The organism is Phocaeicola coprocola DSM 17136 (assembly GCF_000154845.1).
GTDB lineage: Bacteria > Bacteroidota > Bacteroidia > Bacteroidales > Bacteroidaceae > Phocaeicola > Phocaeicola coprocola.
The window spans coordinates 25,917-40,054 of the sequence record NZ_DS981502.1 but is presented as its reverse complement, the minus strand read 5'-3'; the positions used below and the strand labels follow the sequence as shown (position 1 = coordinate 40,054).

11 protein-coding genes and 1 riboswitch are annotated in these 14,138 nt (G+C 42.9%); of the genes, 5 read left to right on the top strand and 6 right to left on the bottom strand.

Annotated features, from left to right (window positions below):
- The 5 genes from BACCOP_RS15305 to BACCOP_RS15285 form a co-directional block, all read right to left on the bottom strand.
- Positions 1–540, bottom strand: a 540-nt coding sequence (locus tag BACCOP_RS15305) for a DUF4372 domain-containing protein (RefSeq protein WP_007570741.1), incomplete at its 3' end; no start/stop codon positions are given.
- A 109-nt stretch (positions 541–649) separates the two neighbouring features.
- Positions 650–1,477, bottom strand: a complete 828-nt coding sequence (locus BACCOP_RS15300; RefSeq protein WP_007565686.1) for a hypothetical protein — start codon at positions 1,475–1,477, stop codon at positions 650–652.
- A gap of 109 nt (positions 1,478–1,586) precedes the next feature.
- A complete protein-coding gene (locus BACCOP_RS15295; protein WP_007565685.1) occupies positions 1,587–3,029 on the bottom strand; it encodes an IS4 family transposase in 1,443 nt (480 codons plus the stop codon).
- Between the two features lie 292 nt (positions 3,030–3,321).
- Positions 3,322–3,666 (bottom strand): DUF3244 domain-containing protein, encoded by a 345-nt coding sequence (locus BACCOP_RS15290; RefSeq protein WP_007570739.1) that lies wholly within the window; start codon positions 3,664–3,666, stop codon positions 3,322–3,324.
- A 190-nt stretch (positions 3,667–3,856) separates the two neighbouring features.
- Positions 3,857–5,536, bottom strand: coding sequence for a tetratricopeptide repeat protein (locus BACCOP_RS15285; RefSeq protein ID WP_007570737.1), 1,680 nt, complete (start codon positions 5,534–5,536; stop codon positions 3,857–3,859).
- 255 nt (positions 5,537–5,791) lie between these two features.
- Here BACCOP_RS15285 and BACCOP_RS15280 point away from each other — a divergent pair, with 255 nt between their 5' ends.
- On the top strand, positions 5,792–7,531 hold the full coding sequence (locus BACCOP_RS15280) for a tetratricopeptide repeat protein (protein ID WP_007570734.1): 1,740 nt from the start codon (positions 5,792–5,794) through the stop codon (positions 7,529–7,531).
- Positions 7,532–7,543: 12 nt separating this feature from the next.
- Here BACCOP_RS15280 and BACCOP_RS15275 read toward each other — a convergent pair whose 3' ends face one another.
- Positions 7,544–8,053 (bottom strand): flavin reductase family protein, encoded by a 510-nt coding sequence (locus tag BACCOP_RS15275; protein ID WP_007570732.1) that lies wholly within the window; start codon positions 8,051–8,053, stop codon positions 7,544–7,546.
- Positions 8,054–8,179: 126 nt separating this feature from the next.
- Positions 8,180–8,379, top strand: a riboswitch (cobalamin riboswitch).
- 66 nt (positions 8,380–8,445) lie between these two features.
- On the opposite strand from BACCOP_RS15275, the gene BACCOP_RS15265 reads away from it, so the two are divergent.
- Genes BACCOP_RS15265 through BACCOP_RS15250 form a run of 4 tightly spaced genes read left to right on the top strand, consistent with a single transcriptional unit; the run spans position 8,446 to position 14,128 of the window.
- Entirely contained in the window at positions 8,446–10,425 is a 1,980-nt protein-coding gene (locus BACCOP_RS15265; protein ID WP_007570729.1) for a TonB-dependent receptor, read from the top strand.
- 11 nt (positions 10,426–10,436) lie between these two features.
- Positions 10,437–11,585: a YncE family protein gene (locus BACCOP_RS15260; protein ID WP_040312156.1), complete on the top strand. Its 1,149-nt coding sequence runs from the start codon at positions 10,437–10,439 to the stop codon at positions 11,583–11,585.
- Positions 11,586–11,613: 28 nt separating this feature from the next.
- Complete coding sequence (locus BACCOP_RS15255) at positions 11,614–12,642, top strand: hypothetical protein (protein WP_007570725.1); 1,029 nt, start codon at positions 11,614–11,616, stop codon at positions 12,640–12,642.
- Positions 12,643–12,670: 28 nt separating this feature from the next.
- A complete protein-coding gene (locus tag BACCOP_RS15250; protein ID WP_007570724.1) occupies positions 12,671–14,128 on the top strand; it encodes a DUF5074 domain-containing protein in 1,458 nt (485 codons plus the stop codon).
- The last annotated feature ends 10 nt before the right edge of the window (positions 14,129–14,138 follow it).

Here is a 14,138-nt window from a genome sequence, read left to right as displayed (position 1 = left end):
AGACATTGCTGTTGAGTCATGTTTTGAAGCTGTGGTTACTGTAAAAAAAGCCGGAACCTGAGCCTCAATGTCATAAAGGACATGTGCCTTGACTCCACCTTTTTTACTTCGAAATTTAGCCCAAGGAAATGTTGCCAAACATAACGGAATGGTGGTTGAATCAAAAGCGTACTTCTTTCCTTCGATATCCAGAATATGAGTAGCTCGTTTATCACTGGCTTCTTTCATCATGAAGAATGCAAAATCTTCAAAGATTCTGTAATCCCTATTTTGGTTAGCTGATGCAAGTGTGGTTTTGGCCAAGGGTTCACGACCCAATCCCAAATGATAACACTTGGCTTGATGTGCTTCCAATGCAACAATCAGGTCGCGTAGGCTCTCACGATTGCTTAGCTGTCCGAACATCATAGCAAGAAGCTGGTTCCAGCAAGTGAAATGTTTGACGTAACGATTTCCATCGTATTTGTCCACGATTCTTCTGAATTTATTGTTGTTCAAAAACTCTACCAATTGAGCGAAAACATATTTGTCTTGATTCATTTGAAGCCATTTGATTTGGTTTCAAAGGTACAATTTCAAATCGTCGCGCTTTACAAATAGAGTATAATAAGCTATATTTCAGTTATTTCAAAGAACTATTTATCCACTTTTACGGGACAGTAATGTCCTGAAGTATATCAAACATATCAGAATATTCAGGAAAATTATTTCGATATACAGCTATAGAACTTTCCAAATCTGGACATTGTATAGCGATTTTATTTAACTGTTCCAACACATCTTGTTCTAATTGAGATGAAACTTGAAACCCTTCTTGCTCAACACTTTCAACAACTTTATCCATTATAACAGATGTAGAACTATGCAATAAATTTTCATCTTCACTTAATAAATCTGATATAATCTTATTATGCAAATATCCCACTTTATTACTTGTCAAGGAAAGAGTTCGTACTTTTTCATATACAATAGGAACAGGATTAATATCAGTAATTTCTTCACCCAAACCGCGACTATTAATTTTGGGAGTCAACTGAACCATTGGGAAAGAGGCATAAGTTTTCTGTTGATTTTCCAAATCTTCAGAAATTCTTACAAATCCTATATGTAATTCCTCACCATACGTATATTCTTCTGTACAAAGAAATTCATCACCCATAGCCGCAAAAAGCAATGAGTTTCCAATACCTACTACAACAGCACCAACTCCACCAAAAGCTGAACCCAAACAAGCGCCTGCCGCATCTGCTCCAAATATGCTAGCTAATTTACGCCAAAATCCTCCTCTTCTAGTTTCCACATATTGAGGTGGAGCATAAATATCATTATACTGTTTCAATTCATAACGTAATTTCTCATAGGAATCTTGTTGAGAAACAGAGGTCTCATTCATATCTTCATGAGTGCAAGCATATACCAAAGATGTTCCCACTACTAATACAATCGCAGATAGAAAATAAAAAATAATTTTTTTCATAATATAATTTTAAGTTAAACATAAGTTTTCTATAAACAATCACAATACAAAATCTCCGGTAATTTCATTTCCCTCTTTACTTAAGTTTCGCAAGTGAATTTTAGCCCCGTTAGGCGGCGACCGCCAGCTTGTCAAAGGCCATTTTCACTGCTTTAATTTGTTTATCGTTTGATATTACCTGTTCGGTCAGAGCCATAGCGTCACAGTTGAGAGCCTCGGCAATGACGCTTATAACTTCTACGATCAGCAGCCAGATTTTTTCTGCTACTGAAAGTTCAACAGAGTTCTTTGTAATTTCAGCAAAGAGTCCTCCGATGGTCTCGTAAGACTCATTGCGTTTGACATAACTGAGTATATTGTACTGCAAGACGCATAATGATATGCCGGCGATCTGTCCGGCAAAGTCCCTACACTGGTTTTTACCGAGCTTTAGATTTTGCTTCATTTCCTTGTGAGCGACCTCAATAACCCATCTTCTTGAGTAAAGTCTGAAGGCTTCCTTGGCGTCCAACTTAAGATCGGAGGTTAGCAGGGCATTCCAGTTACCGTTCTTGCCTTTTCTATAGAAGAACAGGTTGACCTTGATGCCTGAGATCTTTGCAGAGATGGTAGCAGTATAATAACCGATTGATCGGCTGTACTTTAAGTTCTTTGTCTTCTGAAGAACCTTGATAAGTTCAGGTGCGGTCTTGGTTCCGAGAGCTGTCTCATACTTGATCTTGCCCATCTTTATCATTCCAATAAGATGGCAACCAAAGTGCCTTGAGACTATGAACTTCAGGAGTTCGGTGCAGGTGAACCAGCTGTCGACAAGAAGATAGTCGAAGCGTACACCCTCAATGATTGAGCGCTTCAGCATACTGATAGCAGTCTCAATCTTGCTTGCAAGATACTCAGAGCTACGTTTAGCAATACGCTCATCCTCAGAACGTTCCTTGGTATAACGTGAGTTTGCCTGCTTCTTGGATAAGCCCTGTGGCTTGTCGCTGCGCTTACCCTCTTCTCCATGAAGAGAGAAGTCAAGAATAGACTGAGATATACCGTCAGTAAAGCATAGGAACATTGCTTTGAAGCCCAGTATAGGCTTCATTTGAGTATGAGAGAAGACTTTACCGATCTTCTCTGTCTTGAATCCGGTCTTAGGAAGATCTGTATCATCGATAATGACGCATTTGACATCAGATTTTGCTGTTGTCTTGCGGCTCACACGAGAATACAGCTGTCTGAAAACCGAGTAGATTATACATCGCCAATTGACGTTGCCGTCATTCATGAAACGATAGAACATATCCTTATCGCATGTAAACAACTTGCAGAGTGCAGAGGACGAATAATTGGCAGCATTTTTCACCGAGAAGAACGGGAAGAGCACGAGCAACTGCAACACCTGAAGACAGGTGAACTTGCAGTTCGGATTCTTGACTGAACCGATGACTTTGCTCTGTATCCTAATGCTGTTCATTATGGTTGATATGCTGTTTATTGCCTTGCTGGCATCATTGTTTGCAAAAAACTCTTGGAGTTCACCGATAATATGTCTATTTTTGTTCATGGCTAAAGGGTTCTATGTTTTTTGTTTGACGACTTTAATATAGTGATAATTAACGAATTATCAAACACTTTAGCCTTTTTTATTACATCATTTTAGCACTTGCGAAACTTAAACTCTTTATCATAGAAATAAATATTATAATTCCCCGATTTATATTGGGATATATCTATTATTACAGTATCAAACGTCTTAACCGTAATCTCATTTTACCCTCTGCACCAGTAACGATAACCTTATATACAGCCCCTTTCAAAAATAAAATATCAATAGAACTGCGCAGTTTCTATAATTCTTATTTCAAAAAATTTCCCCAAAGCAGATTTCCTTTGGTATCTTTTATATAGATTGTATATTCACCACTACGGTATTGATTCAAATCTACATAAATCGACTTTGGAAATGGAGTGGTAACTTCTTTCTGATAAACAATTCCCTCCACACCAACAACTGTAATAGTGACCTGATCTACTTTATCTAAAAAATGAAGTCCTAATAAAGAATCATTAATATCAACATATATCGGTATTTCTTGTTGTTTTTTTCCTGAAATACTTTTGTCATTCCATATAGTTACATCTTCGGCTATTACATGTACACAGCATAACGCCAATCCAACTGAAAATAAAATACTTTTCATTCTTTCTATTTTTTAAGGTTATGACAAAATTAACCTTTCAAAAACATTTTCCATCGGACAAAAGGGGGACATTTTTCTGGAGTAAAAAACGTATAATAATCTAATATACAACATTATGCATATTACGCCTTACTTTTTTAAGGGGACATCACGTTCCAGAAGAAGAAAACAGTACACAAAAAGGCAGGAATCAATACGAACACAGGAAATCTTCCAGACTTATTTCCGCATCCCGAAGGTGAAGCTTGTCCGTCTTGATTCGGTATTTACGTTTCTTTAGCGCATCGTCGCTGATACCGAGCAAATAGCAGATATCCCTGTTTTTTATATGCATTCGGAGCAGGCAGCATATAGAAATCTCTATTTCCTTTAAGCCGGGAAATTCACTTTGCAGACGACTCACATAGTTGTTATGACAGGAGTTAAGCAATGATATCAGATGATCCCAATCGGCCCCTGAGAGTTTATACGAGGAAAACAAACGGTCCTTATCCAGCAGAGAAAGCTGGACAAAGGTATCGATATGCTTTACCAACGGGTCAGAAAGAAATACACTTTCCCTCCACTTACGTTCCTTACTCGCTAATTCCTGACGGATTCGTAACAATTCAGAATCCTTTGCCTGCAAACTCTGAATATTGGCCTCCATCAACTGGTGCTGACGACGGAGAAACGATTCTTTTCTTCGCTTGAAACGAAGATAGACAGCATAGAAGACAGGAACAAGAAGAAGCAGGACGATGATACACACAAGCGTCACGATATCCTTCTGCTGCGACTCTGTTTTCAGCCGCATGTTCTCATTCCGTACCAGCGAATAGTCGTATTTCTTCTGCCACTGCATCACCCTCTCGTTTTCCCGGCGGTGAGTCAGCGAATCGACATACAAGGAGTACTGCTCATGATATGCCAGAGCCTGACGGAAGTTGCCTTCCTGACGGCACAGCCGCGAACTCATCAGGTTGTATTCCAGCATCGCATCCAGGTCATCCTCTTGCCGGATACGTTCAATATAATAACGGGCAGAATCCAGTTGCTGAAGACCTGAGAAAGAACGGCCCTTCATCAGGTCCGCCCTTCTGCGTGGAGCACTTCCTTCCTCCCACGTTTCCTTGTTTAAGTGATACAAGGCCTCCCGATACTTCCCGTTCAAATAATAACATATCGCCAACCGGTGATGTAGCACCGATAGTTTATATGGATTCCGATCATACCGGTTCTCCAGTTCCAAGCCTTCCGACAGACAGTGGTATGCCGAATCATATTTCTCCAGAAGAATGTAGCTCCATCCCATCTCTGTTAAAGAGTATACCCTGCTTGCGGTATCGCCAAGAAGTCTTTTATAGAAATCTGATATCCAAAATTTACTGAGCCCCTCACTATAAGGCTTTTCTTCCTGAAGCAGACACCCCCAGTGATAATAAAGCAGACCGAGATACTTGTAGTCACGGCATCCCTCGGCAGACAGACCGGCCCGATGAAAACAGTCGAGGGAACGGCGGCGGTCACCCAGGTCACGGTAAACCTGTGCCAGATAAAAATAGCTCTGAGACTTACGTAAGGAATCGCTGCCGGAAGCATAATAATCGGCTGCTATACGAATCAGCGAATCATCTGTAACAGGAAGGTAGTTCTTGTAGTAAGCCTGAGTAAGAAGAAGGGCATAGTATGCACGGTTCCTGCCATGAAGACGGTCGGGAGAAGAAATTTTACGCAACAACGACAATGCGCTGTCGGGATGTGTGCCCATCACACGTTCCACAGCCTGAAGCTCACGGTAAATACGCCGATGTGCGTACTGCCAGCCGGAGAAGCCGCCAAAAACCAGCAGCAAAAGAACAATTATGATGATAACCCTACTTGACTTCATAATACTAAGCGATGTTTATTCTTCCCTACAAATATAAGAAGAATCCGCTTATCATGCGATGGCAAAACGGGAAATGGTATGAAAATAACAGTTCTCTCCATCATAGGGAAAGCATGTCTTCATACCATAAAGGAGAACTCAAGACTGCACAGCCAGGCAGTTTATCCCGCTATTATCCCCCGAATAATCTATTAGTAGTTTACCGACAAAACAATCAAATTATTTATATTTGTAATAGTCTTACAAACATTCAGTATGAAAAATAAAACACTCATCATCATTGTCATCATAACAGCAACCGCAGCCGCCCTTTCACTCGGCATTTACCAGAAAAGGACACACCAGATAAATGCTTCACTACTGCAAATTGAGCAACTGATGTATGAAAGACCCGACAGTGCCTGGAAGATACTACAACACATGCCATCCATTTCGCAATTACGTAAAGAGGAACAGGCACTCCATGCACTGCTATTCACACAGGCACAATATAAAAACTACATTCCGGTGAAAAGCGATTCACTGCTCCGGATAGCGGAAGCATACTACCGGACAAGCAGCGACTCCCTGCACAAGGCATGGACACTTTTCTATCTGGCACAGTATTACAGGGATTCGGATGAAAAGGAAAAAGCACTCTCATATTTTCAGCAGGCGAATATAGCAAGCCGGAATATAGAAAACAATCAATTCAAGTTCCTGCTCAACTTACACTGGGCAGGTCTATTAACTAACGAAGATGCCTACGAAAAGGGAATCGAAAAATATCAAACGGCAAACAGATACGCTATTTTACTGAAAGATACCTTAAAACAAATAAACCTATATGGAAAATGGGGATGGTGTTGTTTGCTAAAAGAAGAGGATGAACGTGCAGACAGCCTATTTAATGTCGGATTAACATTGTCCGCAACTACAAAAGACCGAATTTACGACAAATATCTATTAAACCGTTTATCTTTAACGGCAAGAGAAAGAAAAGATTACAAACGGGCACTGGAACTGGTAAACCGCAGTTTATCGCTCGCAAAGGATTCCACCGAGCTATATCCGTTATGGGGTAATAAGGGAAAAATCTTGCTGGAGATGAACCAATACGATTCGGCACACTTCTATTTAAGCAAGGATACGAGAGATTATGATCCATATTTCAGAGTATCCCGTTATTTAGACTGGAGTATATACGAAGAAAAAATAAAAAATCTTCCCAAAGCGCTGGAATACAGCAAGCGGTATGCCGAACTGCTGGATACCATCTATCAAGAACGGCTGGATTCTAAAGTGGCAAACCTCCAGCACAAATACGACTACTCCTTGATTCAGAGTGAAAACAAGCTGCTGAAAATCAAACGACAAAGACTGTATATATCACTGACAGCCATCTGCATGGCGGTACTGACCGTAGCTGTTATATTCTTCTATAAACGCAGGGAAGAGAAGCGTAAACTGGCAGAACAGATGCGATCAAAAGACGACCTGATGAAGGAAATGAGGCTGCAACTGCAAGAAAAGACCATCGACCTGCATGCTGCACAGGAAAAAATCATCGAAAAGGAAACAGCTCTGGACAAAGAACTTTCACAAAGGGAAAAGATGAGAAGCGAATACTCTTCAAAGGAGGCTGCCATGAGAAAGGAAATCCTGCGCCACAGCGAAATCATCAGAAAAATGGAACAGCTCAATAAAATGAGCCAGCAGGATAAAATACAAAGCCGGTCGGTAGTGCTCTCCGACGAGGAACAGGACAATCTGGCGGAAGTTATAAACATCTGCTACAATAACTTTACCGACCGGCTTTGGAAAAAGTTCCCGACACTGACAAAGGTGGACATCTCGCTTTGCTGCCTTATCAAAATCGGCATCTCAAACAGCAACATGCTTTACCTGCTCGACACCAGCAAGGTCGCCTTGAAGAAACGGAAAAACCGCCTCAAACACGACAAGATGGGTATGGACGAAAACGATTCGCTGGATGAGTTTATCATGGAATTCTGACAAGCATTATGCTCACTCTTTCACCCATACATGTTCTATCTCTACGACATACATTTTATGGAATCCGCCATGTCCTTCGCCGTACCAGCGACTTACCAGTGAGGCATCGATAAACTGCTCGGGCTTTATCATATCGGCATACAGTTTTCTGCATTCCAGTACCATACGTGCCTGCTCGTAGGCAATGTTTCCTTCGGGAGTGGCAAAAGGTTTCAGTCCGGTAGCCGCTACCTTATCAATGTCGCGCCCAGATTTGGAACCACAGATTTTATGTATATCTTTATGCTCTTCGCCCAGGAAAGACAGGGTAAGCGTTTCTCCCTCTTCAATAAACTGGTAGGTATAACGCTCGGGACGGATGAAAATAAAGGCTACGGGCTTTGCCCACAAAACACCGGTTCCGCCCCAGCTTGCCGTCATCATGTTAAACTTTTCCTGTGTTCCGGCCGTTACCAGCATCCATTCCTTACTGATAGCGTCGAACATGTTATCTTTCAGTTCCGATACATTTATTTCTTTCATACATGCATATATTTAATGATTCATTCAGACAAAACTACTAAAATTATCGGTATTCTCCGACAAAAGAGTTCTTAATACAAAAACATTTTCAAAACAAAAAAACTGTATTAAAATTCAGAAAAATAAATTATCTTTGCCATTGATTGGTTCCGGAAGGTTGTTTCGACCCGACGGATTAAAAGGGAATCGGGTGAAAGTCCCGAACAGTCCCGCTGCTGTGAAGCTCATCAAGCACGTTGACAATTACTCATTGCCACTGGATAAAACCGGGAAGGTGTCAAAGCGTGTGAGTCAGTCAGAAGACCTGCCATCGTTTTTATTAATTAACCGAACTCGGGGGATAGGACGGTTGAACGTTTTACATAATGCTTAATAAACTTTGCTATTCAGTAATGTTTACCCTGCTGGTGTGGGGTATAAACATGTGTGCACCCGTACATGCACAAAATAAGTTAGATAGTCTTCAACATCTGAACGAGGTTGTTGTGACGGCGCGTGCCGTACAGAAAGAGATTTTTCCGGTACAAGAGTTATCGGGCAGGCAGCTTTATCAGCTCAGTTCGCACAACGTGGCCGACGCATTGCGCTATTTTTCCGGCATACAGATCAAGGATTACGGAGGAGTAGGGGGACTGAAAACAGTGAATATCCGGAGTATGGGAACCAACCATGTAGGTGTGTTCTACGACGGCATCGAGCTGGGAAACGCACAAAACGGTACGGTCGATCTGGGAAGATTCTCGCTCGACAACATGGAGTCTGTCACGCTGTACAACGGGCAAAAGAGTGCCATCTTCCAGCCGGCAAAGGATTTCGGCTCGTCGGGTTCCATCTATTTACAGACACGGACGCCTCAGTTCGAAGAAGGAAAGAAGTATAACGTAAAGGCTTCGTTCAAGACGGGTTCGTTTGGTGTGGCAAATCCTTCCATACTGTGGGAGCAAAAGCTTGGAGAACAGATAAGCAGTTCGTTCAGTGCCGAGTATCTTCACTCGTCGGGCAAGTACAAGTTTACTTACCGCATGCAGGAGGGATATGATACGACAGCGGTACGGCAGAACGGTGACCTGAATGCTTTGCGCGTGGAAGGAGGGCTGTTCGGACGAATTAATCAGGGATACTGGAAAGCGAAAGCTTATCTGTACAACTCGGAACGGGGATATCCGGGAGCTATCGTCCGCAACAAGTTCTCGCACGAGGACCGCCAGTGGGATACGAATTTCTTTACTCAGGGTACATTCAAGAAGGACTTTACACAGTGGTACAGCCTGCTTGCCAATGCAAAATATGCATACGACTACCTGCATTACCTGGCCGATCCTAACAAAGACGAGTCGCTGATGTATGTCAACAATCATTATTACCAGCAGGAAGTGTACACATCGGTAGCCAACCGCTTTAATCTGTTTCCGTGGTGGAAGGCAAGCTTTTCGGCAGATTATCAGTTCAATCTGCTGAATGCCGACTTGCGTGACTTTGTGTATCCGCGCCGGCATACGCTGCTGGCGTCCATCGCTACGGCCTTGCGCTTCAAGCAAGTAGAACTTCAGGCCAGTCTGCTCGAAACGTACGTACACGATACGAGTTCGGGGACACCTGCTCCCGACAAGCAGAAGCTTACTCCTTCATTTTTCGTATCGTGGCGGCCTTTCCCGCAAAGCGGACTCAATCTGAGAGGTTTCTATAAACGTATCTTCCGGATGCCTACGCTGAACGACCTGTATTATACGTTTGTAGGAAATATCAATCTGGAACCGGAGTTCACTACGCAGTACGACTTAGGATTTACGTACAGCCGTACTTTCAACGGTACGTGGCTACGCGCGCTGGAAGTCCAGACGGACGTATATTACAATGAGGTGGAGAATAAAATCGTAGCCACTCCTACATCAAATTTCTTCCGCTGGACGATGGTCAATCTGGGAAATGTGGAAATCAGAGGGGTAGATGTTGCGCTTCAGACCGGCTGGAAGATCGGACGTGAGCTGACGGTAAGCAACCGGATCAATTATACCTACCAGCGGGCACAGGACTTTACCGACCCTAAAAGTGAGTTTTACGGAGGGCAGATTCCGTATATCCCCTGGCACAGCGGTTCGGCTGTGGTAAACCTGCAATGGCGCTCATGGGAAGCCAGCTACAGCTTTATCTATACCGGAGAGCGTTATTCTTCGCAGGCGAATATTCCTTATAACTATCAGTTGCCGTGGTACACCAGCGACTTCTCGGTTTCCAAAGGACTGAAGGTATGGAAGGGTGACCTGAAACTGACGCTGGAAGTAAACAACTTATTGAATCAGCAATATGAGGTAGTGACCTGCTATCCGATGCCCGGAACCAACTTCAAGCTGATTGCCCAATATAACTTTTAATCATTCGGACCATGAACAACTATCGTTTTTACCTGACCGTTTGCCTGATTTTATGCTTCCTGAGCGGATGCCGTCAGGAACTTCCGATGATTCGTTCGGAAGTGGAATATGTCACCATGCCTTCGGACCCGCAGTCTGTAGAAGGATTCTTTCTTGTCAACGAAGGGAATATGGGAAGCAACAAGTGTACAATCGATCATTTTGACGCACGTACAGGAAGTTATTTCCGCAATATTTATCCGGAACGGAACCCTGATGTGGTGAAGGAGCTTGGGGATGTGGGCAACGATATCGGCATTTACGGCAACCGGCTGTATGTCGTAGTGAACTGTTCCAACTTTGTGGAGGTGATGAATGTGCACACGGCAGAGCATATCGGCAGCGTGACTATTTCTAACTGCCGCTACATTGTTTTCAACGGCGACAAGGCATATGTCAGTTCGTATGCCGGTCCGGTACAGATAGATCCGAACGCACGCCCGGGAAAAGTAGTGGAAATAGACCTCGAAACACTTCAGATTACACGGGAAGTAGTGGTTGGCTATCAACCGGAAGAGATGGTTATCAACAACGGACGGCTGTATGTGGCAAATTCCGGTGGATATCGTTTCCCCAATTACGACCGTACGGTTTCGGTAGTCGATCTACAATCGTTTCAGGTAGTCAACACGATTGATGTGGCTATCAATCTGCACCGAATGGAAATAGACAAGCAGGGACGGATTTATGTCAGCTCACGCGGAGATTATTACGGTGTAGGATCTGACATCTATGTCATCGACTCTCATACGGAAAAAGTAACCGGCAAGCTGGGTATCGCCGCAAGCGAAATGTGCATGGACGATAACCGGCTGTACACCATCAGCACCGAATGGAACTACAACACAGGGAAGAACCAGATTTCGTATGCTGTCTACGATACGGAAAAACAGGAAATCGTATCACGCAGCTTCATAACTGACGGAACGGAAAAGGAAATCACATTGCCCTACGGACTTGCCGTCAATCCGGAAACCAAGGAAATATATGTATGCGATGCCACAAACTATGTCACTCCGGGATATCTCTACTGTTTTTCGCCGGCAGGCAAGTTCCAGTGGAAAGTCCGTACCGGCGACATTCCTGCACACATCGCTTTTTCGACAGAAAAGTTCTATTAATCAATAAATAACTTCAACGTTTTTAAAGATGAAAAAATTCACATTACAATCCATGTGGGCGATAAGCTTCTCGCTTATCATGTTTTCCGGAGTTTTTACATCTTGTAGTAATACAGATGATCCGGAAACTCCACCGACAACAGGTGAAAAATCACCTTATATAACCCGTGTACTCGATTTCCGTCCGGCTGTCGGACAGTTTGTCAACCAGCTTCCTGAATACAAGGAAGGAGATACTCAGGAGGATATGAACCGTAAAGTCCTCGAAGCTATCGGAAATAACAAGATGGGTATGGTTTCACTGGGAGGCTTCGGCGGATATATCGTTGTAGGATTCGACCATACCATTGAAAACAAGTCCGGTTTATGCGACTTCCGTGTATTGGGAAACGCGTTTTATGCCAACGGAGCATCGGATTATGGAAGTAGTGAACCCGGAGTCATCCAGGTATGCTATGATGCAAACGGAAACGGACTTCCCGACGACGGATGGTACGAAATTGCCGGAAGTTCTTACCCTGACGGAAAAGAAACCTGGATTGATCTGGCAACTCAGGCAGGAAACGATACCCAGACGATACTGGATTATGAAATAACTTACTACCGTCCGTCAGCAGAACCCGGAGCTCCTACCGAGCAGTATATCCGCTGGGAAGATAATCAGGGGGGAAGTGGCTACAAGGCTATGAACGCTACTCACTTGCAGTCTTATTTTCCACAATGGATAAAAGAAGACAAGATTACGTTTGCCGGAACACGTCTTCCTCAAAACGGAATAGACCAGAGTGGAAAAGGTACGTACTTCGCTCTTTACCGCTTTGGTTACGGCTATGCGGACAATGAACTGAACGACAAGGATGCATCGGCTATTGACATCGACTGGGCGGTAGACTCGAAAGGACAGCCGGCAAACCTTCCGGGAGTTGACTTCATCCGCATACATACAGGAGTGAATCAGGAAAACGGATGGCTGGGCGAATGTTCGACTGAAATCATGGGAGTAACAGACCTGCACCTGACCAATGTAAGCATAAAAAGCCAGACTATAAAGAATTAATAATCAACCTACTAAAAACTTTTGAAAAATGAAAAGAACTAAATTTATGAAGACCAATATCTTATTCGGGATATTGCTGCTGACTCTATGTCTTTTTACCGGCAGTTGTAGTAATGATGACAAAGCAGTCATCGAGCCGGCTCCGGAATTTGAACTGGTAACAGAAATCAGCGAAACAGAACCTCTGTTTATCGTACCCGATCAAACCTTCAAATTAGAGTATACGGCAAAAAACATCAAGTCTATCGCTACCAATACGCTGCCAGAAGGATGGACTGCGGAGGTAAAGGAAAGCGAAAACAGCATCAATATAAAAGCTACTTCTGAAGCTGCATCGAAAGCAACTCTTATCATTACCGCAACCAATGCAAGCGCACAAGAAGTATCGAAGGAAATAACTCTCCAATGCTTGAATTTCTTCGATGACACAAAAGGTACATTCATTCTGAATGAAGGTAACATGACAACCGAAAATGGCTCACTGACCTACATTACTGCGGATGGATATGTTTTCGACGATGCTTATAAGACAGTCAATGGCACAGAACTGGGTAATGTAGCTCAAGACATGGCTTTCTGTGACGGCAAAATTTATATAATCACTCAAAACGGTGACGAAAATGCCGTAGGTACAAAACTCGAAAACGACGGTATGCTTATTGTCGTAAATGCCAAGACACTTAAAAAGGAAATGGCTTTCAGCAGAAGTGATCTTTCTACTCTCGACTGGCCTACACATATTGCCGCACTAGATGCGGAACATGTATACATCCGCGACAATAAAGGAGTTTACCGCCTTAACACAAACACGAAAGAACTAACTTTCGTCAGCGGAACCGACAATGCTCCCAAAAGTCGTTTTGTAACAATGAACGGTAAAGTATACACATACAAAGCAGGTACGTTAAACGGTATTATAGAAATTTCTCCGGAAAACGACAATGCGACCAAAATAAATTTCCCATATAGAGTAGAGATCTCCATCAATGAAGTTTTGGGCATCCAGGCTGCCGAAAACGGAGATATCTGGGTAATGTCTTTTGGATTCGGAAAATCGACCATGAACAAATTCAATGTTGAAAGCAAAAAAATAATACAGCGCCAGATCAATGTAAAACCGAGTGTAGGAAGCTCTGGAGTAGCATTTGCAAGTTATGACAACAACATTTATTATGCAGATGGCACAACAATTTACCGCCTTAAATTCGATGAAGACGAATCACTTAATGCAGCATCAGGTCTTGATGCAGAAGAAACTTTAACCGACTTGTCTGCCATCGACAACAATGCAGGATTGCTTTATAATGGACTGGGAGTTCATCCTGTAACAGGAAATGTATATATCAACACGATCAAATCGTTTGCCCAGTATACTCAGAATACAATCTGGTCTTTCGATTTTAACAATAGCGCAGAAAATCCTGCTGCCAAATATGAGAACTATACGAACTTCCCTGCCGGATTCTTTTTTGCACCCGGCAAATAAAAACAGTAAA